Annotated in this window: 22 protein-coding genes; 21 read left to right on the top strand and 1 reads right to left on the bottom strand. The window is 36.6% G+C overall.

The window, feature by feature from the left end; genetic code table 11:
• The first annotated feature begins 211 nt into the window (after positions 1–211).
• From EQJ87_RS11630 to EQJ87_RS01465, 12 genes are all read left to right on the top strand, one after another.
• Positions 212–499: an LOG family protein gene (locus EQJ87_RS11630; RefSeq protein ID WP_223804472.1), complete on the top strand. Its 288-nt coding sequence runs from the start codon at positions 212–214 to the stop codon at positions 497–499.
• Positions 483–779: a hypothetical protein gene (locus EQJ87_RS11805; protein WP_370449751.1), complete on the top strand. Its 297-nt coding sequence runs from the start codon at positions 483–485 to the stop codon at positions 777–779. The genes EQJ87_RS11630 and EQJ87_RS11805 overlap by 17 nt, the downstream gene beginning before the upstream one ends.
• A gap of 387 nt (positions 780–1,166) precedes the next feature.
• Complete coding sequence (gene hisC, locus EQJ87_RS01510) at positions 1,167–2,231, top strand: histidinol-phosphate transaminase (protein ID WP_130123022.1); 1,065 nt, start codon at positions 1,167–1,169, stop codon at positions 2,229–2,231.
• A gap of 15 nt (positions 2,232–2,246) precedes the next feature.
• Positions 2,247–3,230, top strand: a complete 984-nt coding sequence (locus tag EQJ87_RS01505; RefSeq protein WP_130123021.1) for an ATP phosphoribosyltransferase regulatory subunit — start codon at positions 2,247–2,249, stop codon at positions 3,228–3,230.
• A complete protein-coding gene (hisG, locus tag EQJ87_RS01500) occupies positions 3,223–3,855 on the top strand; it encodes an ATP phosphoribosyltransferase (RefSeq protein ID WP_130123020.1) in 633 nt (210 codons plus the stop codon). Before EQJ87_RS01505 ends, hisG begins: the two co-directional genes overlap by 8 nt.
• Complete coding sequence (gene hisD / locus EQJ87_RS01495; protein WP_130123019.1) at positions 3,833–5,158, top strand: histidinol dehydrogenase; 1,326 nt, start codon at positions 3,833–3,835, stop codon at positions 5,156–5,158. Before hisG ends, hisD begins: the two co-directional genes overlap by 23 nt.
• A gap of 5 nt (positions 5,159–5,163) precedes the next feature.
• A complete protein-coding gene (hisB, locus tag EQJ87_RS01490) occupies positions 5,164–5,763 on the top strand; it encodes an imidazoleglycerol-phosphate dehydratase HisB (protein ID WP_130123018.1) in 600 nt (199 codons plus the stop codon).
• Positions 5,764–6,378 (top strand): imidazole glycerol phosphate synthase subunit HisH, encoded by a 615-nt coding sequence (gene hisH / locus EQJ87_RS01485; protein ID WP_130123017.1) that lies wholly within the window; start codon positions 5,764–5,766, stop codon positions 6,376–6,378.
• Complete coding sequence (gene hisA, locus EQJ87_RS01480; RefSeq protein WP_130123016.1) at positions 6,378–7,094, top strand: 1-(5-phosphoribosyl)-5-[(5-phosphoribosylamino)methylideneamino]imidazole-4-carboxamide isomerase; 717 nt, start codon at positions 6,378–6,380, stop codon at positions 7,092–7,094. Before hisH ends, hisA begins: the two co-directional genes overlap by 1 nt.
• The gene (hisF, locus tag EQJ87_RS01475; RefSeq protein ID WP_130123015.1) at positions 7,084–7,845 is read left to right on the top strand and encodes an imidazole glycerol phosphate synthase subunit HisF; all 762 of its coding nucleotides are present in this window, start codon (positions 7,084–7,086) and stop codon (positions 7,843–7,845) included. Before hisA ends, hisF begins: the two co-directional genes overlap by 11 nt.
• 46 nt (positions 7,846–7,891) lie before the next feature.
• Positions 7,892–8,530 carry a bifunctional phosphoribosyl-AMP cyclohydrolase/phosphoribosyl-ATP diphosphatase HisIE gene (gene hisIE / locus EQJ87_RS01470; protein WP_130123014.1) on the top strand — a complete coding sequence of 213 codons (639 nt, stop codon included), beginning with the start codon at positions 7,892–7,894 and terminating at the stop codon, positions 8,528–8,530.
• Complete coding sequence (locus EQJ87_RS01465; protein WP_130123013.1) at positions 8,531–9,325, top strand: histidinol-phosphatase HisJ family protein; 795 nt, start codon at positions 8,531–8,533, stop codon at positions 9,323–9,325.
• Positions 9,326–9,335: 10 nt separating this feature from the next.
• Here EQJ87_RS01465 and trhO read toward each other — a convergent pair whose 3' ends face one another.
• On the bottom strand, positions 9,336–10,286 hold the full coding sequence (gene trhO / locus EQJ87_RS01460; protein WP_130123012.1) for an oxygen-dependent tRNA uridine(34) hydroxylase TrhO: 951 nt from the start codon (positions 10,284–10,286) through the stop codon (positions 9,336–9,338).
• 242 nt (positions 10,287–10,528) lie between these two features.
• Here trhO and dprA point away from each other — a divergent pair, with 242 nt between their 5' ends.
• From dprA to ilvN, 9 genes are all read left to right on the top strand, one after another.
• A complete protein-coding gene (gene dprA / locus EQJ87_RS01455) occupies positions 10,529–11,377 on the top strand; it encodes a DNA-processing protein DprA (protein WP_130123011.1) in 849 nt (282 codons plus the stop codon).
• A gap of 247 nt (positions 11,378–11,624) precedes the next feature.
• Positions 11,625–13,760, top strand: coding sequence for a type I DNA topoisomerase (gene topA, locus EQJ87_RS01450; RefSeq protein WP_130123010.1), 2,136 nt, complete (start codon positions 11,625–11,627; stop codon positions 13,758–13,760).
• Between the two features lie 295 nt (positions 13,761–14,055).
• On the top strand, positions 14,056–14,439 hold the full coding sequence (locus EQJ87_RS01445) for an ArsC/Spx/MgsR family protein (protein WP_130123009.1): 384 nt from the start codon (positions 14,056–14,058) through the stop codon (positions 14,437–14,439).
• 152 nt (positions 14,440–14,591) lie between these two features.
• Positions 14,592–14,762: a DUF3042 family protein gene (locus EQJ87_RS01440; RefSeq protein ID WP_130123008.1), complete on the top strand. Its 171-nt coding sequence runs from the start codon at positions 14,592–14,594 to the stop codon at positions 14,760–14,762.
• Positions 14,763–14,895: 133 nt separating this feature from the next.
• A complete protein-coding gene (trmFO, locus tag EQJ87_RS01435; protein ID WP_130123007.1) occupies positions 14,896–16,236 on the top strand; it encodes a methylenetetrahydrofolate--tRNA-(uracil(54)-C(5))-methyltransferase (FADH(2)-oxidizing) TrmFO in 1,341 nt (446 codons plus the stop codon).
• Positions 16,237–16,414: 178 nt separating this feature from the next.
• The gene (locus EQJ87_RS01430; RefSeq protein ID WP_130124559.1) at positions 16,415–17,194 is read left to right on the top strand and encodes an ABC transporter ATP-binding protein; all 780 of its coding nucleotides are present in this window, start codon (positions 16,415–16,417) and stop codon (positions 17,192–17,194) included.
• A gap of 107 nt (positions 17,195–17,301) precedes the next feature.
• Positions 17,302–19,014, top strand: a complete 1,713-nt coding sequence (gene ilvD, locus EQJ87_RS01425; protein WP_130123006.1) for a dihydroxy-acid dehydratase — start codon at positions 17,302–17,304, stop codon at positions 19,012–19,014.
• A gap of 10 nt (positions 19,015–19,024) precedes the next feature.
• Positions 19,025–20,752 (top strand): acetolactate synthase large subunit, encoded by a 1,728-nt coding sequence (locus EQJ87_RS01420; RefSeq protein ID WP_130123005.1) that lies wholly within the window; start codon positions 19,025–19,027, stop codon positions 20,750–20,752.
• Positions 20,745–21,221 carry an acetolactate synthase small subunit gene (gene ilvN, locus EQJ87_RS01415; RefSeq protein ID WP_010905839.1) on the top strand — a complete coding sequence of 159 codons (477 nt, stop codon included), beginning with the start codon at positions 20,745–20,747 and terminating at the stop codon, positions 21,219–21,221. The genes EQJ87_RS01420 and ilvN overlap by 8 nt, the downstream gene beginning before the upstream one ends.
• Positions 21,222–21,244: the final 23 nt, after the last annotated feature.

Genomic DNA, 21,244 nt, shown 5'->3' with positions numbered 1-21,244 from the left:
AAAATCCAATACATCAAATGAGAAGTCAACACTTAGGAGAACTGTTAATTTAATCAGGACATCGGCTTGTCTACGGAGGGTCACAAGAAGGATGTATGGACGTAGTTTCACAGTCAGTATTAAAAGGTTATCGCTGTTTATACTGAGGGGATTCTTCCTTTAGAGCCACCAAGACTAGATGCGACAGAACTGTATATGGCTAAAACTATGGATGAACGTGAACGTAGACCTAAGGGAAGTTTTTATTATCCTGCCTGGAGGATTTGGGGCAATAGAAGAAGCTTTCCAACTCTTAACAGAAATGTCAATTGGCCAAACAAACATACGACCCGTTATTTTTATTGGAAAAGATTTTTATCACTCATTATTTGAAATAACTAAAGTTCAAGTTGAGGAGGAAATGTTGAGTTTGGAAGTTGTTGAAGTAATATATCTTGCAGAAACAACAGAAGCAGCCCTGACATTACTAGGAGAACTAAAACATGAACAAATTATTTAATAAGCCAGTAAAAGTGTATTTAACTGGACCATTCTTTAGTGAAAATCAGATAAAGAAAGTTGAACTTCTTGAGAAAACTTTGACAAATAATGTGACCTTTTTGATATTGCAGATCTTAAAGTTCATAAAGCGCAAAAAAATGGAAGTATCTCAAAATAAGCTGGAGGAAGCTAAATCAGAATTATATAAGACCTTTGCAACGTATATCAGAAAATATAAAGATGAATTTACTAAGATTTTGGATGAGGATGCATTATTAAACTTAATAAAATATTTTTAGTTTATCCTGTTCAAGTTTTTTTAAAAAAATAAGTAATATTCAGTAATTAGTTATTGACAAAACGATGTAATAGTATTATAATTCAGATAATTAAAAATTTACGAACAAGAGATGAAAGAGTAGTCTTTACAAGTCAGCAACAGAGAGCCTTGGTACTGAAAAAAGGCCTGACTTTTCTAGATGAACCACACTCATCGTTGTCTTTCTTACTTTTTATTAAATGAAAGTGAGCGTTTGCAGCGTTATCGCTTAGGTTTTTATTAAAAAACCCTTAGAGGTTACTTTTGTGAAAAAGTAACGAACAAAGGTGGAACCACGACAAATCGTCCTTTAAGCTCAGTGCTTTTAGGCGTTTTTTTATTTTTACCCATATTGAAAGGAAAACTTATGACTTGGCAAGAAAATCTTCGTACAGTAACGCCCTATGTTGCAGGTGAACAGCCCAAAATGATTGATATGATTAAGCTGAACACTAATGAAAACCCCTATCCACCATCGCCGCAAGTGCAGCAGACTATTGAAAGTTTTGCTAGTGAACGTTTACGACTCTATCCAGATTCGGATGCTAACGAGTTAAGAGAAGCACTTGCTGATTACTACCAACTTAAACCTGAGCAAGTTTTTTTAGGAAATGGCTCTGATGAGGTACTTTCACTCAGTTTTCTCACCTTTTTTAATAGTTCAAAGCCCCTGCTTCTACCAGATATCAGTTATTCCTTTTATCCAATTTATTGTGATTTATATAGAATTCCTTATCAAGAAATTCCAGTGGATAAGAATTTTAAACTAAATATTCAAGATTATTTCCAAGAAAATGGTGGGGTTGTTATCGCAAATCCTAATGCACCTACAGGTTTATCTCTCGATTTAAAAACGATTGAAACACTACTTAGAAACAACACCGAAAGTATTGTCTTAATTGACGAGGCCTATATTGATTTTGGTGGGGTAAGTGCTATTCCACTCTTAGAGAAATATGACAACTTAATTATAGTCCAAACTTTTTCAAAGTCCCGTAGTTTAGCAGGGATACGCTTAGGGATTGCTTTAGGTAATGCTCTTACAATTTCTCATCTCTATGATGTTAAAAATTCGTTCAATTCCTATCCACTAGATCGTTTAGCTCAAGCGATTGGCTTAGCTAGCTTAAATGATGAGCTTTATTTTAGACAAACAGTGTCTAAAATCATCGCTGAGCGAGAAAGATTTAGTGACGTCTTGCGACAACTTGGTTTTAGTGTGACTGATTCAAAAACAAATTTTGTTTTCGTCAAACCACCTTTAGGTACCGCTCAAGCACTCTTTGAAGCATTGTATGAAGCCAAAATTATCATACGTTATTGGAATAAACCTAAAATTTCTGACTGGTTACGAATTACAATAGGCACAGAAAAAGAAATGAATGAAATTATAAAGTTTTTAAAGAAGTATCTTCAAAAATTAGAAAGGTAAATCCATTAAAAAATCATGAATAAAACCAATTACTCTCTCCCTGAAGAAGCCGCTGAAATGACCTTGCAGCAAGTTCGGCAACTTCGGCGTATTGAACAACAGCTTCGTGACATATTTGGGAATAGTTCCTACCAAGAAGTCATTCCTCCAAGTTTTGAGTATACAAAGCTATATACAGAATTACAGCATAAAGACTCACAATTCAATCAAGAAAAAATATTTCAGTTTATCAATCATGAAGGAAGAACAATCAGCTTACGTTATGACTTCACCATCCCACTAGCACGCACTTATGCTCAAAATAATAAAAGTGGCGTAAGTCGCTATTCCTATTTTGGAAAAGTTTTTCGAAAAGAAAAACGTCATAAAGGTAGGCGTACAGAAGCTTATCAGATTGGAGTTGAACGATTTGGGGGAGATTCTCAAACAGCCGAACGGGAAATCTTTCAGCTGGCTTTAGAAACGACGAGTCAGTTAGGTTTAGATAAGATTATTTGGGAAATTGGTTCCGCCTCCTTCTTTTATCAACTTTATCGTCTAGTTGGCGAAGCGCCAGAATTTACTGAAATTCTCTCCAAGAAAAATCTGAGTGGAATGATCGAATTCATTGAAATTCATAAATTCTCACCAGCTCTTAATCAGCTTTTAAAACACTTATTGATAAAGAACGATTTAGAGAGTCTGAGTGATTTGGTTGAGGCAACGACAGACCCTTTACTTATCTCAGCTTTTAAAGAACTTGAACAAAGGGTTCAAGAAATTTCTATTCAAAGCAGAGTTCAAATTGATTTAGCCATGGTACCTAGCATGGACTATTATACAGGATTGATGTTCAGTGCCTACTGTGAAGCGGTCAGCCAACCTATCTTGTCGGGTGGCCGTTATGATCAGCTATTAGCTCATTTTGGGGAAAATACTGTAGCGATAGGATTTTGTTGTCATCTGGACAATGTTTTAAAGGCTTTAGAAAACCAGGAAATAGAGGTGAAAAATGATTAAAATCGCAGTGACTAAGGGAAGGATTCAAAAGCAAGTCACTCAGCTCTTAGAAAAAGCAGGGTACGATGTTGATCCAATTGTTAGTATGGGACGAGAATTACAAATCACCACAAAAGATCATTTACAGTTTATTTTTGGGAAAGCAAATGATGTTATCACTTTTTTAGAACATGGCATTGTGGATGTTGGGTTTGTTGGAAAGGATACTTTAGACGAAAATGATTTTGAAGATTATTATGAACTGTTAGATTTACAAATTGGTCAATGTATATTTGCTTTAGCTTCTTATCCCGATTTTTGTGAAAAAAACTTCCAGAGACGTAAAAAAATTGCTTCTAAATATCCTCAGGTAACAAAAGCTTATTTTGCCCAAAAGCAAGAAGATGTTGAAATCATCAAACTAGAAGGTTCAGTTGAATTAGGTCCCGTGGTTGGCTTAGCTGATGCCATTATTGATATTGTTGAAACGGGGAATACTCTTCGTGCTAATGGGTTAGAAGTGATTGAGGAAGTTAGTAAAATCTCAACACGGATGATTGTAAACAAGTCAAGTTTCAAATTTAAAAAAGAAAAAATAGTAGAAATGGTGGAAAAATTTAAAAATGCTCAAGAAAATCAACAATAATGGCAATATAAGTCAAATTGCCACAAAATTTCAAGGTCGTAAAACTAATGTTTCTGAAGAAGTTAATCAAATTGTTCAAAATATTGTCGATGATATCCGAGCTAAAGGAGATGAGGCACTTTTTGATTATGCTAAAAAGTTAGACGGCTATAAGCTAACCAAAGAAAATCTGACGGTTACTCCAGCAGAACGTGTGGCAGGATTAGAAAAAATTGATCCTGATTATCTTCGGATACTCCAACGTGCTAAAAAGCAAATCGAAGAATTTCACAAACATCAATTAGGTAATTCGTGGACGACTTATAAAGAAAATGGGGTTATTATGGGCCAGATTGCTCGCCCTTTAGAAAGGGTAGCTTTATATGTTCCAGGAGGTACAGCAGCCTATCCTTCAACAGTGATTATGAATGCGGTCCCTGCTTTGTTGGCGGGGGTCGAGGATTTGGTTATCATCACACCAGTCAAAGCTGATGGATTAGTCAATCCTAATATTTTAGCTGCTGCTGAGGTTTGCGGGATTAGCACAATCTATAAAGTTGGTGGAGCACAGGCTGTTGCAGCTGTTGCCTACGGCACCTCTTCTATCCCAAAGGTGGATAAAATTGTTGGACCTGGGAACCTCTTTGTCGCTACTGCAAAAAAAATCTGCTATGGGATAGTTGATATCGATATGATTGCTGGGCCTTCGGAAGTTTTGATAATTGCTGATGAATATGCAAATCCAAAATATGTGGCTGCTGATTTAATGGCGCAAGCTGAACATGACAAATTAGCCTCCGCTATCCTCGTCACAACGTCTGAAAAGCTCGTTGTTTTGGTGAATAAAGAGTTGGACAGACAGGTTAAAAGTCTTGAACGTCGCGAAATCATTGAATCTTCTATCGAGAATTATGGTGGAGCAATTCTGGTTGATACACTTGATGAAGCATTTGAAGTTTCTAACCAGCTTGCACCCGAACACTTAGAAATTTTAACTCAAGATTCACTTGCTCAGCTTCCAAAAGTTAAAAATGCAGGATCTATTTTTCTTGGTGAGTATACTCCAGAGCCACTGGGAGATTATATGTCTGGAAGTAACCATGTTCTGCCTACTGGAGGGACTGCAAAGTTTTATTCAGGTTTAGGTGTTTATAGCTTTGTAAAATATTCAACTTTTAGTTATTACCCTAAAGCTATTTTAGCGACTTTTAAAGATGATGTCGAGGCCTTTGCCGAATCAGAAGGATTGACAGCTCATGCTAACTCTATCGCTGTAAGATTCGATGAAGCGGATGAAGCGAAGAACACAAACAAAGGAGAGTGATTAAAATGCGTACAGCAAGCTTAAATCGTCAAACTAAAGAAACTCAAATTAGCCTTGAGCTTAATCTTGATGGGACAGGTAAAGCAGACATTTCAACAAATATTGGATTTCTAGATCATATGCTCACCTTACTTGCTTTTCATAGTGATTTTGACCTTTCTCTGGTGGCTCACGGAGATCATGAAACTTTAGGCATGGATTCTCACCATGTTATTGAAGATGTCGCGATTGCTATTGGGAAGTGTATCAATGAAGCATTGGGAGAGAGGCTAGGAATTCGCCGTTATGGTAGTTTTACAGTCCCAATGGATGAAGCTTTGGTGACCTGTGATTTGGATATTAGCGGTCGTCCTTTTCTTGTCTTTAATGCTGATGTATCGACCAATCCTAAACTTGGGGGTTATGATACTGAAATGACTGGAGAATTTTTCCGAGCTTTAGCTTTCAATGCTGGAATTACACTCCATTTGAACGAGCATTATGGTCAGAATACTCATCATATCATTGAAGGAATGTTCAAATCAACTGCGCGTGCTCTAAAGATGGCTGTTAGCATTGATAAAGATAAGATTGATTTAATTCCCTCATCGAAAGGAATATTGTAAATGATTGTAATTGTTGACTATAATGTGGGAAATTTACAAAGCGTCCAAGCAGCTTTTGAGCGCTTGGGTCAAGAAGTCATTATTTCACGAGATATTTCGCTTATCAAGGAGGCTACAGCACTCGTTCTCCCTGGGGTTGGTGCTTTTCCTATTGCAATGAAAAATTTAGAAAGTTTTCAGCTGATTGATCTCTTAAAAGAAAGAGCAGAAGCTGGAATTCCAATTTTAGGGATATGTTTAGGAATGCAGGTTTTATTCGAGATGGGTTTCGAGATGGGGGAAACCAAAGGCTTAGGGCTTTTACCTGGTGAAATCCGTCCAATTAAAACAAATGAGAAACTGCCTCATATGGGGTGGAATCAGCTAAAGATTACTCAAAATAATCCAATCACAAAATATTTAGAGATGGATGATGAAGTTTATTTTGTTCATTCCTATCAAGCTTTTGTAAATCCTCAAGAGTTGATTGCTTATGTTGAATATGGTGAGGCAAAGATTCCTGCGATTGTTGGCCATGGAAAAATAATTGGTTGTCAGTTTCATCCTGAAAAGAGTGGGCTTATTGGTCAAAAAATCTTAAAAGCTTTTTTAGAAGAATTAGAGGAGCAAAAATAATGGAAATTATTCCTGCAATTGATTTACAAAACGGTGAGGCGGTAAGACTTTACAAAGGAGATTATGAAAAGAAAACAATTTATAGCCGACAACCAGAAGAACTTGCTCAAAAGTTTGAAAAGTTCGGAGCAAATTACTTACATCTGGTAGATTTGGACGGTGCAAAATCAGGACGACCAGAAAATCAAGCGACTATAGAAAAAATTAAGCAGTTAACCCATTTAAAAATTGAAATAGGCGGTGGGATACGAACGCTTGAAACAATTGCTTTCTATCTTGAGGAGCTCAAGCTTGATCGCGTGATTTTAGGAACTGCCGCATTAGATACTCAATTTCTCAGTGCCGCCCTTATGCGTTATGGAGCGAAAAAAATCATCGTCGGAGTGGACATTAAAGATGGCTTCGTTTCAACATCAGGTTGGTTAAAAACGAGCCAAATTCCGTATTTAGATTTTTTAAAGGAACTTGAACATTTGGGAGTGAGCAAAACAGTTATTACAGATATTTCTAAAGATGGGACATTAACTGGTCCGAATTTTACTCTTTATGATCAAATTGCCCAAGAAACAAAACTAGAGTTTATTGTTTCGGGAGGAGTAAAAAATAGTGCAGATATTAAAAGGGCTCGTCTATCAAACTTTTCAGGCATTATTGTTGGCAAGGCCTTTTATGAAGGAAAATTAGATCTACAAAAGGAGTTTGAAAATGTTGACTAAACGAATCATTCCTTGCTTAGATATCAAAAATGGTAAGGTAGTTAAGGGTATCAATTTTGTTGGCTTACAAGAAATTGGTGACCCTGTAGAGTTAGCGAAACTCTATGAGCAACAATGTGCTGATGAAATTGTTTTTCTGGATATTACAGCAAGTTTTGAAGCGCGTGATATTATAGTGGGATTGATTGGACGTGCCGCACGTGAACTCTCAATTCCCTTGACAGTCGGAGGAGGAATTCGTTCTCTTGATGATTTTAGGAAAATTTTACAAAATGGGGCAGATAAGGTTTCTATAAATAGCTCAGCGATTGCCAATCCTCAACTTATCACAGAAGCTGCTCAAGAATTTGGGGTTCAATGCGTTGTTGTTGCGATTGATGCAAAGCAGCGATCTGACGGCGGTTATGATGTGTATATCAAAGGAGGAAGGGAAAATACCGGACTTGATTTAATTGAGTGGGTCATTGAATGTGAACGACTTGGTGCTGGAGAAATTCTTCTAACTTCTATGGATAAGGACGGAACAAAATCTGGATATGACATCGCCATGCTAAACGCCGTATGTCAGGCGGTCAATATTCCTGTAATAGCGAGCGGCGGTTGTGGCTCAATTTCAGATATTGTTGATGTTTTTAAAGAGACCAAGAGTGATGCCGCATTGGTCGCAAGTTTATTTCACTATGGAGAAGCGACCGTCAAGGAAGTTAAAGATGCATTGATTAAGGAGCAGATACCTGCACGTCATTTATAAAAGTTCACATAATATTATTTATGTAAAATAAATAGAAAGAGACATTATGAAACCAGATTTTGAAAAACAAATCCTCATTCCAGTAATTGTGCAAGATTATCGCACCCAGCAAGTCCTTATGCTTGCTTATACTAACGAAGAAGCTTATGAAAAAATGCTTGAGACAGGAGAGACGTGGTTTTATTCACGTTCTCGTCAAAAACTTTGGCACAAAGGTGAAGAGTCTGGACATTTTCAAAAAATCAAGGGAATCCGGCTGGATTGTGATCAAGATACTTTGCTTATTTTTGTAGAACAAATCGGGAATGCTTGTCATACTGGAGCATATTCTTGTTTCTTTAATGAAGTAAAATCATTTGACGAACGCGATATTTTTCAAGCACTTGAAGACATGGTTGAAAATCGCAGATTATCTCCCATTGAAAAGTCTTATACAAATTATTTACTTGACCAGGGAATTGATAAAGTCCTCAAAAAGGTTGGAGAGGAAGCAAGTGAAGTTATTATTGCTAGTAAAAACCCAGACAAGGAAGAACTTATTGGGGAAATGGCAGATTTACTTTATCATCTGTTTGTTTTAGGAAATATCTATGGTGTGACCCTTGAAGAAGTAAAAGATAAACTTCGAGAACGTCATCAAAAATCACAAAATAAAAAAGAATTTCATACAAGGACGGCTGATTAGATGAAAAAAGTAGATTATCATTTGCATTCTTATTTTTCAGCAGATAGTCAGGAAAATCCACGTACTCATATTTTAGAAGCATTAAAATATGGGCTTGACGAAATTTGCTTTACTGAACATCGCGATTTTTATTTTCCTGATATGGCGTTTGACTTGGATGTTCCGGCTTATTTTCAAGAGTTGAGTGCTCTGCAAGCTGAGTTTTCGGGACAAATCATGGTAAAAATTGGTTTAGAAATAGGCTTGGATTTGCGCTTTAAGCAGGAAATTGAGGATTTTGTTAGTAACTCGGCCTATGATTTTGTGATTGGTTCTGTGCATGAAATCAATGATATTGAAGTTTATGATGATACATCTTACTACACAAATAAATCGAAAAAACAAGCACATTTAGAATACTTAGAGGCTGTGCTGGCTTGTGTCCAAAACTTTGACTGTTTTAATGCACTTGGACATTTGGATTATGTTGCACGGTACGGCCCTTATGCGGATAAATTCATTCAATTTGATGAGTTTTCCGAGTTAATTCATCAAATTCTTCAGGTGCTTAGTGATAAAAATAAGGCATTAGAAGTGAACACTCGCTTGTTCCAATATCCTGAGACACAAAAATTCTATCAATTTCTTATTGAAACCTACAAAAATTGTGGTGGAAAATGGATTACTCTAGGAACAGATAGTCATCTTGCAAAACGTGATTGGATAAGTTGGACTTTAGCCCAAAATTTAATCAAATCAAGCGGTTTTACTGAGCTAGCTCTTTTTTCAAAAATGCAAGTTGAAAATATTCTTTAATAAAAAAGCCTTAAAAGGCTTTTTTATGTTCAAGTCGAGCGTTGATTTCATCCGTGGATAGATGATGGCTTTGAATATAGCGATTTTTGGGATGAATACGACACTCATATGAGCAAGCACCAAGATATTGTGCTTCATTTTCTTCAGAAGCAAGGAGTTGCCGATTACACTCTGGATTTGCACAATTGATGTAACGTTCACAAGGTGTTCCGTCAAACCAATCTCGACCGACAATTACTTTTTCTTTTTGGTTGATGGGGACAGCGATTCGGCTATCAAAAACATACATTTGTCCATCCCACAAATCCCCTTGAACTTCAGAATCCTTGCCATAAGTTGCAATTCCACCGTGGAGCTGGCCGACATCTTTAAAACCTTCTCGAACTAGCCAACCTGAGAATTTTTCACACCGAATTCCACCTGTGCAATAGGTTAGGATGCGTTTCTCCATAAACTCTTCTTTATGATCCTGAACCCATTGGGGGAGGTCCCGAAAATTTTTGATGTCCGGTCGAATAGCACCACGAAAATGTCCTAAATCAAATTCATAATCATTTCGAGCGTCAATAACAATAGTATTTTCATCGAGCAGTCCTTGTCGAAATTCTGTTGGAGTGAGATAAGTACCTGTTAGCTTTAAAGGATCAATATCATTTTCCAGATTTAAATTAACGAGCTCAGCACGATAACGAACGTGCATTTTTTTGAACGCGTGTTGATCAGTTTCATCGATTTTAAAAACAGTTGAAGCGAAACGAGAATCAGATTTCAGTAAGCGAATATAGGCGTCTGTTTGTTCAATAGTTCCCGATAAAGTCCCATTTATGCCTTCGTCAGCGATTAAAATTCGTCCTTTTAGCCCTAATGCTTTGCAGTCTGCTAAATGTTGTTGCGCAAAAAGGGCCCCATTTTCGATTGGGACATAGTGGTAATATAATAAAACTCGATACTCTTGAGTCATGAAATTCTCCTTAAGTCTATTGATTACAACGAAATCTCTTTTAATTTAACCTTTTAATACCTTGAAATGCAAAGATAAAGCTTGTGTTTTTTTGAACAAATTATAGAGAATTTGCTGACGGAATTAAAAAAACATTTCGTCAGTAAATTTTCTAGTTACAAAAGCAATTTTTTAACGTATAGAAGTATGAGAAGAATAGAGAAATCACTGACGTATTTGTCAGGCAGTATCTTGGAGGAACAATGATTACAAATTTTGATTTATATCGCTGGAAAAATGCAGGAATGACTAATCTTGGTGTAAATAAACTTTTAAAATTTTATACAAAACACCAGACAAAACTTACTCTGCGTCAAATGGCACAAATCGCGCAAGTGAAATCAGTTGCTGATTTTATTGAACAGTACAAAAGTCAAGATGTAAAAAAATTGCGGGAAAACTACAAAAAATTTTCATCAATTTCTATACTTGACAGTGCTTACCCGGATCGTCTTCGCCAGATTTACAATCCCCCTGCATTACTTTTTTATCAAGGAAATATCGAATTACTAAAATATCCTAAACTTGCTTTTGTGGGTAGTCGTGCATCTAGTTCGTCAGGTATTCTATCCGTTCAAAAAATTATAAAAGAACTCAAGCAAAGTTTTATTATAGTCAGTGGACTTGCGAAGGGCATTGACGCAGCCAGTCATATTTCAGCAATAAAAAGCCAAACACCCACTATTGCAGTTATCGGAAGTGGTCTGGATGTTTTTTATCCTGCGGAAAATCGTAAGCTCCAAGAGTATATGGCTCAAAAAGAATTGATTATCACAGAATATTCTCCGGGAGAAAAACCACTTAAATACCACTTCCCCGAACGTAATCGAATCATCGCTGGTCTTTCACGTGGTGTGGTTGTTGTTGAAGCAAAGTTGCGCAGTGGCAGTTTGATTACCAGCGAGCGTGCTCTTGAAGAAGGGAGAGACGTTTTTGCTATTCCTGGCAATATCACTGAAGGTTACTCGGATGGTTGTCATCATCTGATTCAACAAGGAGCCAAACTAGTCTATCAGGCACAAGATATCTTAGAAGAATATTTTTATCAATAAATTGTCTTCAAAGCCCGTTATATAACGTTGCTCATACTTTTTGCGTAGTCAAAATATATCAAGTTTTCCTATAAGAAAACGAAATAGCTTGACATATTATCAAAAAGTCTTTATCATGAGAGAGTATCCAATAATCACCTGAACAAAAAATCTCAGAAATTATTGCTTTGATTCTCACAATTTGCCTTGATTAAGTTCCATTTGGTAAGTTAGAGTTCAAACTAAACTATGATATTAGGACAAAAATATGCCAACTACTACTGAAAATAAAATAAAAACAACAACAACTAAGAAAAAAACAACTCGGAAAAAGATTACACCGGGAAAAAATCTTGTTATTGTTGAATCACCAGCTAAGGCTAAGACAATCGAAAAATATTTAGGTCGCAATTATAAAGTTGTCGCCTCGGTTGGACATATCCGAGATCTCAAAAAATCAACTATGTCGGTTGATATTGAAAATAATTATGAGCCACAATATATCAATATTCGTGGAAAAGCACCGCTAATCAACTCTCTTAAAAAAGAAGCCAAAGCTGCAAAAGCTGTCTATCTCGCAAGTGACCCGGACCGAGAGGGCGAAGCTATTTCATGGCATTTAGCCCATATTTTAAATCTTCCACTTGAAGAAAGAAATCGAGTGGTTTTCAATGAAATCACTAAAGATGCGGTCAAAAATGCATTTAAGGAGCCTCGTCAAATTGATGTTGATCTTGTCGATGCTCAACAAGCACGCCGTGTTCTTGACCGTCTAGTAGGTTATTCAATCAGTCCTATTCTTTGGAAAAAAGTTAAAAAAGGACTTTCGGCAGGACGAGTTCAATCCATTGCCCTCAAATTGATTGTTGACCGTGAAAATGAAATCAATAGCTTTATCCCTGAAGAATATTGGACCATTGATGGTGAATTTAAAAAAGGGACTAAAAAATTCAAAGCCGCATTTTGGGGAGTTGATGGGAAAAAACGTCCTTTAAAAACGAATCAAGACGTAATCGAAGTCATGGAACGTTTGGATGGACCAGATTTTAATGTTGACAAAGTTGAAAAGAAAGAACGTCGTAGAAACGCTCCTCTGCCTTATACAACAAGTTCGATGCAACAGGATGCTGCAAATAAAATTAATTTCCGTACCCGCAAAACGATGATGGTTGCCCAACAGCTTTATGAAGGTTTGACACTTGGAAGTCAAGGCCATCAAGGGTTAATTACATATATGCGGACAGACTCAACACGAATTTCACCCGTTGCACAAAGTACTGCACATGATTTTATTTCTGAAAAATTTGGTGAAAAATATAGTAAACATGGTTCAAAAGTAAAAAATGCAGCCGGTGCTCAAGACGCCCATGAAGCTATTCGTCCTTCAAATGTATTTAACACCCCAGAATTAATTGCCAAATATTTAGATAAAGATCAATTGAAGCTTTATACACTTATTTGGAATCGCTTTGTTGCTAGCCAAATGGTTCCTGCAATTTTTGATACTGTGAAAGTTACTCTATCGCAAAACGGTGTTGTTTTTATTGCCAATGGTTCTCAGGTAAAATTTGATGGTTATTTAGTAATTTACAATGACTCTGATAAATCAAATATGTTGCCAGAAATGGTAGAAAATGAAATAGTCAAAAAATCAAATATCAAACCTGAGCAACATTTTACTCAGCCACCAGCCCGCTATTCAGAAGCTACCTTGATTAAGACTTTGGAGGAAAATGGAGTAGGACGTCCTTCAACATACGCTCCAACTTTAGAAACTATACAGAAAAGATATTATGTAAGGCTGGTAGCCAAGCGCTTTGAACCTACAGAACTTGGCGAAATTGTAAATAAACTCATCGTAGAATTTTTCCCAAATATCGTTAATTCAGAATTTACTGCAGAGATGGAAAAAGATCTTGACGAAGTTGAAGAAGGAAAACGTCAATGGATTGAAGTCGTTGATCAATTTTATAAACCATTTGCAATTGAACTTGAAAAAGCTGAAGAAGGCATGGAAAAAATCCAAATCAAAGATGAGCCAGCAGGTTTTGACTGTGATGTTTGCGGAAATCCAATGGTAATCAAACTCGGCCGCTTTGGGAAATTCTATGCTTGTAGCAACTTTCCTGACTGTCGCAATACCAAAGCAATTGTGAAAGAGATTGGTGTGAAATGCCCACTTTGTCACGAGGGTAATATTATTGAACGAAAAACTAAGAAAAATCGACTTTTCTACGGTTGCGATCGGTACCCAGAGTGCGAATTTACAAGTTGGGACAAACCAATCGGACGTGATTGTCCAAAATCAGGACATTTTCTCGTTGAAAAGAAAGTACGTGGTGGTGGGAAACAAGTTATTTGTTCCAACGAAGAATGTGATTATCAAGAAGAAAAACAAAAATAGATATCAATATTTAGTGTTTCAACCTTGCTCATTTTAAAAATAGTTCCTCTCGTTAAAATAATTTAACCTTTTCCAAAAGGCCTTGCTTCAAGATAGAATATAAAAAATAATTCGTAGTGGTCGAATTATTTTTTTATATCTTTCTATGCCAGGCTCAAATAAAACATAATATTATTTTCTAAGAATTTATCAATATAAAAACTCAAAAGTTATTGCAAAGAATCCAATTAAATTGTATAATTAACTAACGTTTTTAACACTTCTACAACATATAGTATAAAAAAGAAATAAAAATATGATTACAATTTACAGAGCAAAAGCTGGATCCGTATCCACAAGGCAAGCCATCAAATTCATGGAACATTACCATATCCCCTTTAAACTCAAAGATACAACTGGAATAGACAAAAAGGACTTACGAAAAATTCTTCAGCTTTCGAATGGATTTGAAGATATTTTAGTTTCCAAAAAGAAAGCTAAGAAAGTCTACCTCCATGTTGAAGAAGAAGTCAGTTTAGATGACTTAAGCTTTAACGAAATGATAAAACTCATTTATCAAAATCCTCAATTACTCAGGCAACCTATTATCTTTGATGACCATAAACTATTAGTTGGCTATAATTCCGATGATATCCGTACTTTTCTTCCTCGCTCCCTGAGAAATGACAACACTTTTTAACAGGAGAAGGTAGAGCTATCCATTTCATCTTCAAAAATAAATAAGAAGTAGTTGTTTCTGAGTTTGGAATAAAATTAGTATTCAAATCACTATTTGATTATTATATTTAGTGGTAAAATAGTAGTAACAGGAACAAAAAGGAGGAAAATCAGATGAAACACACTTTTATTAAAGGTTTCGCTGCCGGAAATGCAGTCATCTTACTAGGACTCGCTGCAACAGCTCTTGGAGTCAAAGCAAAAATAATTAACCCAAGCAAACAAAAAGAAGCCAAGATTGAATTGGGTCGAAAAAGAGCGGCAAGGAAACGAATTGCACCCTAAAGAATTTTGAATGTGAAAACCATAGGATTATCTATGGTTTTTTTACTGTTTCCCATTTTAAAAAAATTAAACTAATCTTGACAATAAGAGTTCAAAATAAATATTGCTGAATAGTGTATGGTATAATAAGAGAATGAAAAAAACACACATCAATGTTATTGGAGCAGGCCTTGCAGGCTCTGAAGCAGCTTATCAGATTGCAAAACGTGGCATCCCCGTCAAATTGTACGAGATGCGTGGAGTAAAACCGACTCCGCAGCATAAAACAGACAAATTTGCAGAATTAGTTTGTTCAAATTCTCTGCGCGGTGCAGCCATTACTAATGCTGTTGGACTTTTAAAAGAAGAGATGAAGCGTTTGGATTCAGTGATTATTCAAGCAGCACAAGCCACTCAAGTACCTGCAGGTGGAGCTTTGGCTGTAGATAGAGAGGGGTTTGCTGATTTTATTACTGAACGTATCTCTAACCATCCATTGATTGAAATCAATCGTGGAGAAATTACCGAAATTCCTCAGGATGAAATTACAATTATTGCGACAGGGCCTTTGACTTCGGATGCTCTCGCAGCTAAAATCCATGAATTAAACGGTGGCGATGGTTTTTATTTTTACGATGCCGCAGCGCCGATTATCGATGCTAATTCTATTAATTTCAATAAGGTTTATAAAAAATCACGCTACGACAAGGGAGAAGCAGATTATATCAATTGTCCGATGACAAAGGAAGAATTTCAGGCTTTTCAGGAAGCTTTGATTTCAGCAGAAGAAGCACCACTCAATTCCTTCGAAGACATGAAAGTTTTTGAAGGGTGTATGCCAATTGAAGAAATGGCAAAACGTGGTTATAAGACAATGTTGTTCGGTCCAATGAAACCAGTTGGACTTGAATATCCTGAAGATTATAATGGACCAAGAGATGGTGAGTTTAGAACACCTTATGCTGTTGTTCAACTCCGTCAAGATAATGCCTCAGCATCACTATATAACATCGTTGGCTTCCAAACACATCTCAAATGGGGTGAGCAAAAACGCGTCTTCCAAATGATTCCAGGTTTGGAAAATGCTGAGTTTGTACGTTATGGTGTAATGCACCGCAACTCTTATATGGATTCTCCTAATCTCCTAAAACAAACTTTCCAATCTCGTAAACAAGAAAATCTATTTTTTGCGGGTCAAATGACAGGAGTAGAGGGATACGTAGAATCTGCGGCTTCTGGCTTAGTGGCAGGAATCAATGCTGTTCGCCTTTTTAACGAACAGGAAGATGTTATTTTTCCACGTACAACTGCTATCGGAAGCTTACCTTACTACATTACTCACACAGATAGCAAACATTTCCAACCAATGAATGTTACTTTTGGTATTGTTGGGGAATTGGAAGGTCCACGTATTCGTGATAAAAAAGAACGGTACACGAAAGTTGCTGAACGAGCATTAGGCGACTTAGAAAAAATTATCAATACTTTAGATTAACAAAAACCCTCTGATTAAAACAGAGGGTTTTTTATTCGCATATAAATATACTGTTATTTTATTGACAATTCCAAATATTAAGAGTATTATAATTGAAAACAATAAATTAACCCTTTCTCCTACAAGGCTCTAACTAGAGGAGAAATTGGATGAAACAAAAAGAAAATTTGAGGAGTTTATGACTATTATTGATTTTAAAAATGTTGATTTGATCCGAAATAAAAGACAAATTTTATCGAATATAAGCTGGCAAGTCAACCAAGGAGAACATTGGGCAATATTGGGTTTGAACGGTTCAGGAAAGACAAGTTTACTCAAACTTATCTTAGCTGAAGAATGGAAAACTAAAGGCTCAATTTCTGTTTTAGGAACGGAATTTGGCAAGGGAGAAATTCCAAAATTGAGACGACGAGTGAGCGTAGTAGGATCCTATATCGCTGAGCGTTTCACATCAACTATAAAATCTGAAAATGTAGTGTACACAGGGAAATTCAATTCTAGTATGCTCTATAAATTCTATACTGATAAGGAGCTTGATGAGGCCAGAGAACTTTTGAGAACAATTGGGGCGGAAGCGCTAATTGGAAGAGCTTATGGAAGTTTATCTCAAGGTGAGAAACAAATTTTACTTATTGCTCGTAGTTTGATTTTACAACCCGATATCCTGATTTTAGATGAAGCTACAAATGGTTTAGACTTATTTGCAAAAGAGAAATTCTTGTCACACTTGCATCATATTATCGTGCTAGATAACTCGCCGACGGTAATTTATATTACGCATCATTCTGATGAAATTACAGATGACTTTAGCCACCTCCTATTATTAAGAAAAGGGACAATTGTTAAACAAGGAGATAAAAATCAACTCCTCACTAAAGAAGTTTTATCTGATTTCTACGAACGAGCTGTGGAACTTCACCGAATAGCTCATAAAATATTCGTTATCCCTACACAATAAAAGAAAAGATTTAAAATTGGTTTGAATTGTATGAAAAATTATTGATTTTTTTGTTTTTTATTGTTAAAATGTGGATATTAAAAATTTTTGAAGAGGGTCATTATAAAATGGAATTTAAATATAACGGTAATACGGAAACTATTGAACTCAATAAATATTCTAAAACATTGACGCAAGATCCAACACAGCCAGCGACTCAAGCGATGTACTACGGCATTGGTTTTAAAGATGAGGATTTCAAAAAAGCTCAGGTCGGAATCGTCAGCATGGATTGGGACGGAAATTCATGTAATATGCACTTGGGAACACTTGGGAGTAAAATCAAAAGTTCTGTCAACCAAACTGACGGATTGATTGGACTTCAATTTCATACAATTGGAGTTTCTGATGGAATTGCCAACGGAAAGCTTGGCATGAGATACTCTTTAGTCAGTCGTGAAGTTATTGCTGACAGCATCGAAACCAACGCTGGTGCTGAATATTATGACGCCATCGTTGCCATTCCTGGTTGTGATAAAAATATGCCAGGTTCAATTATCGGACTGGCTCGCTTAAATCGTCCGTCAATTATGGTCTATGGCGGAACGATTGAACATGGCGAATATAAAGGTGAAAAATTAAATATTGTTTCGGCCTTTGAAGCTCTGGGACAAAAAATCACTGGGAATATTTCTGATGAAGATTATCATGGCGTCATTTGCAATGCCATTCCAGGACAAGGTGCTTGTGGAGGAATGTACACTGCTAATACCCTGGCTGCTGCTATTGAAACTTTAGGAATGAGTTTACCTTATTCCTCTTCCAATCCAGCAATCAGTCAAGAAAAACAAGAAGAGTGTGATGAAATTGGTTCAGCCATCAAAAATTTATTAGAAAAAGATATTAAACCAAGTGATATCATGACCAAAGAAGCTTTTGAAAATGCCATAACAATTGTCATGGTCCTTGGAGGTTCAACCAATGCTGTGCTTCATATCATTGCAATGGCAAATGCTATAGGTGTAGAAATTACGCAAGATGATTTCCAACGAATTTCAGATATTACCCCTGTTCTTGGCGATTTCAAACCGAGCGGAAAATATATGATGGAAGATTTGCACAAGATTGGTGGCCTTCCTGCTGTTTTGAAATACCTACTTAAAGAAGGCAAACTTCACGGTGATTGTTTGACCGTCACAGGTAAAACTTTGGCTGAAAATGTTGAAACAGCATTAGATTTGGACTTTGACAGTCAAGATATTATGCGACCGCTAAAAAATCCAATTAAAGCAACTGGACATTTACAAATTTTGTACGGTAATCTTGCCCAAGGAGGTTCTGTTGCAAAAATTTCTGGTAAAGAAGGCGAATTTTTCAAAGGAACTGCTCGTGTTTTTGATGGAGAACAACACTTTATCGATGGCATTGAGTCTGGCCGATTGCATGCTGGTGATGTTGCGGTCATTAGAAATATTGGCCCAGTCGGAGGTCCGGGAATGCCAGAGATGTTAAAACCAACTTCAGCATTAATTGGAGCAGGACTTGGAAAATCTTGTGCCCTCATTACTGACGGAAGATTTTCTGGCGGCACACACGGCTTTGTTGTGGGTCATATCGTCCCTGAAGCAGTTGAAGGTGGGTTGATTGGTTTAGTTGAAGATGATGATATTATCGAAATTGATGCGGTGAATAATAGTATTAGTTTAAAAGTTTCTGATGAAGAAATTGCTAAACGACGTGCCAATTATCAAAAACCAGCCCCTAAAGCAACGCGTGGTGTTCTTGCAAAATTTGCCAAACTTACACGCCCCGCTAGTGAAGGTTGCGTTACAGATTTATAAAAAGGTTTGAATGAAAAAAATAAAGTTAGAAAAACCTACTTCCGGTTCCCAACTTGTTCTCCAAACCTTAAAAGAACTTGGAGTAGAAATTATTTTTGGTTATCCTGGTGGGGCCATGCTCCCCTTGTATGATGCGATTCATAATTTTGAAGGAATTCAACATATTTTAGCCCGTCATGAGCAAGGAGCAACGCATGAGGCTGAAGGTTACGCTAAATCGTCTGGTAAAGTTGGTGTCGTCGTTGTTACATCTGGGCCGGGGGCGACTAATGCAGTAACCGGGATTGCTGACGCTTATCTTGATTCAGTCCCATTGTTAGTTTTCACAGGTCAAGTTGGCCGTCAGTCAATTGGTAAAGATGCTTTTCAAGAAGCAGATACTGTTGGAATTACAGCCCCAATTACAAAATATAATTATCAAATTAGGGAAACCGCAGATATTCCAAGAATTGTTACAGAAGCCTATTATTTGGCAAGGACAGGACGTCCTGGACCAGTAGAAATTGATTTACCAAAAGATGTTTCAACTCTTGAAGTCACTGAAATTAATGATCCAAGTTTGAATCTTCCCCATTATCACGCAAGTGAAGAAGCGACTGATGAGCAATTACAAGAATTACTGACGCAACTTTCTGTCAGTAAAAAACCAGTCATTATTGCTGGCGGAGGAATTAATTATTCTGGATCAGTTGATATTTTCAGAGCATTTGTCGAAAAATATCAAATTCCAGTTGTTTCTACACTACTTGGCTTAGGAACATTACCAATCAGCCATGATTTGCAATTAGGAATGGCAGGGATGCACGGTTCATACGCTGCAAATATGGCTTTAGTTGAGGCTGACTATATTATTAATTTGGGATCACGTTTTGACGATAGAGTTGTATCCAATCCTGCAAAATTTGCTAAAAATGCTGTCGTTGCTCATATTGATATTGACGCTGCTGAACTTGGCAAAATTGTAAAAACTGATATTCCAATCCTTTCTGATTTGAAAGTGGCTTTAAGCAGACTTTTGCAATTAAATAAGGTCAAGACTGACTTTAATGATTGGATTAAAACTGTCATTGAAAATAAAGAGAAAGTACCATTTACTTATGAGCCCCAAAACCATGATATCCGTCCACAGGAAACAATTAAATTAATTGGAGAATACACTCAAGGAGACGCAATCATTGTGACCGATGTTGGGCAACATCAAATGTGGGTGGCGCAATATTATCCTTATAAAAATGCAAGGCAGCTTATTACTTCTGGGGGAATGGGGACAATGGGCTTTGGCATTCCTGCAGCAATCGGTGCAAAGCTGGCACAGCCAAATAAAAATGTCATTGTTTTTGTTGGCGATGGTGGCTTTCAAATGACTAATCAAGAATTAGCATTACTTAATGGCTACGGTATTGCAATCAAAGTTGTTCTGATTAATAATCATTCATTGGGAATGGTACGTCAATGGCAAGAATCATTCTATGAAGAGCGACGTTCACAATCCGTTTTTGATGTTGAACCCAATTTTCAATTGTTAGCCGAAGCTTATGGCATCAAACATGTTAAGTTAGATAATCCAAAAACTTTGGCTGATGATTTAAAAATTATTACAGAAGATGAGCCAATGCTTATTGAAGTTCTAATTTCAAAATCTGAACATGTTTTACCAATGATACCAGCTGGATTACACAATGACGAAATGATTGGACTTCATTTTACTGATGAGAATGAGGAGGTAGATAATGCGTAGAATGATTATCGCAAAACTTCATAATGTGACAGGAATTATGAATCGATTTACCGCCGTTCTCAATCGGAGGCAAGTGAATATTCTCTCAATTACCGCTGGGGTTACTGAAAGTCAAGACTTAACTCATACCACTTTTGTTATTGAAGTTGATCATCTTGATGAAGTAGAACAAATCATTAAACAATTAAATCGCTTAATAGATGTGATTGAAGTAGCTGATATTACAGATTTGCCTCATGTAGAACGTGAAGTCGTCTTGATTAAAGTATCAGCTCCACCGACCATTAGGGCAGAAATTTTTACAATGATTGAACCTTTTAGAGTAAATGTGGTTGATGTCAACCTGGAAAATGTCACCATTCAATTAACGGGTGATTCAGCAAAAATCGAAGCACTTATTGATGTTGTTAGTCCTTATGGCATTCTAAATATGGCTCGGACAGGTAGTGCAGGCTTCGAGCGTGGCTAAATTTAAATAAGTTAACAAATAAA

The organism is Lactococcus sp. S-13, assembly GCF_004210295.1.
Classification (GTDB): domain Bacteria; phylum Bacillota; class Bacilli; order Lactobacillales; family Streptococcaceae; genus Lactococcus.
The sequence above is the reverse complement of the archived record's forward strand: the minus strand, read 5'-3'. Positions and strand labels throughout refer to the sequence as shown.

What these genes read in the sequence shown, in the direction of transcription:
- dprA (WP_130123011.1), top strand. Translation starts at nt 10,529, where the DNA reads ATGATTACAAATTTTGATTTATATCGCTGGAAAAATGCAGGAATGACT.
- hisF (WP_130123015.1), top strand. Translation starts at nt 7,084, where the DNA reads ATGTTGACTAAACGAATCATTCCTTGCTTAGATATCAAAAATGGTAAG.
- EQJ87_RS01505 (WP_130123021.1), top strand. Translation starts at nt 2,247, where the DNA reads ATGAATAAAACCAATTACTCTCTCCCTGAAGAAGCCGCTGAAATGACC.
- hisA (WP_130123016.1), top strand. Translation starts at nt 6,378, where the DNA reads ATGGAAATTATTCCTGCAATTGATTTACAAAACGGTGAGGCGGTAAGA.
- EQJ87_RS01440 (WP_130123008.1), top strand. Translation starts at nt 14,592, where the DNA reads ATGAAACACACTTTTATTAAAGGTTTCGCTGCCGGAAATGCAGTCATC.
- EQJ87_RS01430 (WP_130124559.1), top strand. Translation starts at nt 16,415, where the DNA reads ATGACTATTATTGATTTTAAAAATGTTGATTTGATCCGAAATAAAAGA.
- trmFO (WP_130123007.1), top strand. Translation starts at nt 14,896, where the DNA reads ATGAAAAAAACACACATCAATGTTATTGGAGCAGGCCTTGCAGGCTCT.
- ilvD (WP_130123006.1), top strand. Translation starts at nt 17,302, where the DNA reads ATGGAATTTAAATATAACGGTAATACGGAAACTATTGAACTCAATAAA.
- hisIE (WP_130123014.1), top strand. Translation starts at nt 7,892, where the DNA reads ATGAAACCAGATTTTGAAAAACAAATCCTCATTCCAGTAATTGTGCAA.
- hisD (WP_130123019.1), top strand. Translation starts at nt 3,833, where the DNA reads ATGCTCAAGAAAATCAACAATAATGGCAATATAAGTCAAATTGCCACA.
- hisH (WP_130123017.1), top strand. Translation starts at nt 5,764, where the DNA reads ATGATTGTAATTGTTGACTATAATGTGGGAAATTTACAAAGCGTCCAA.
- ilvN (WP_010905839.1), top strand. Translation starts at nt 20,745, where the DNA reads ATGCGTAGAATGATTATCGCAAAACTTCATAATGTGACAGGAATTATG.
- EQJ87_RS01420 (WP_130123005.1), top strand. Translation starts at nt 19,025, where the DNA reads ATGAAAAAAATAAAGTTAGAAAAACCTACTTCCGGTTCCCAACTTGTT.
- EQJ87_RS11805 (WP_370449751.1), top strand. Translation starts at nt 483, where the DNA reads ATGAACAAATTATTTAATAAGCCAGTAAAAGTGTATTTAACTGGACCA.
- EQJ87_RS11630 (WP_223804472.1), top strand. Translation starts at nt 212, where the DNA reads ATGAACGTGAACGTAGACCTAAGGGAAGTTTTTATTATCCTGCCTGGA.
- hisG (WP_130123020.1), top strand. Translation starts at nt 3,223, where the DNA reads ATGATTAAAATCGCAGTGACTAAGGGAAGGATTCAAAAGCAAGTCACT.
- EQJ87_RS01465 (WP_130123013.1), top strand. Translation starts at nt 8,531, where the DNA reads ATGAAAAAAGTAGATTATCATTTGCATTCTTATTTTTCAGCAGATAGT.
- trhO (WP_130123012.1), bottom strand. Translation starts at nt 10,286, where the DNA reads ATGACTCAAGAGTATCGAGTTTTATTATATTACCACTATGTCCCAATC.
- EQJ87_RS01445 (WP_130123009.1), top strand. Translation starts at nt 14,056, where the DNA reads ATGATTACAATTTACAGAGCAAAAGCTGGATCCGTATCCACAAGGCAA.
- hisC (WP_130123022.1), top strand. Translation starts at nt 1,167, where the DNA reads ATGACTTGGCAAGAAAATCTTCGTACAGTAACGCCCTATGTTGCAGGT.
- topA (WP_130123010.1), top strand. Translation starts at nt 11,625, where the DNA reads ATGCCAACTACTACTGAAAATAAAATAAAAACAACAACAACTAAGAAA.
- hisB (WP_130123018.1), top strand. Translation starts at nt 5,164, where the DNA reads ATGCGTACAGCAAGCTTAAATCGTCAAACTAAAGAAACTCAAATTAGC.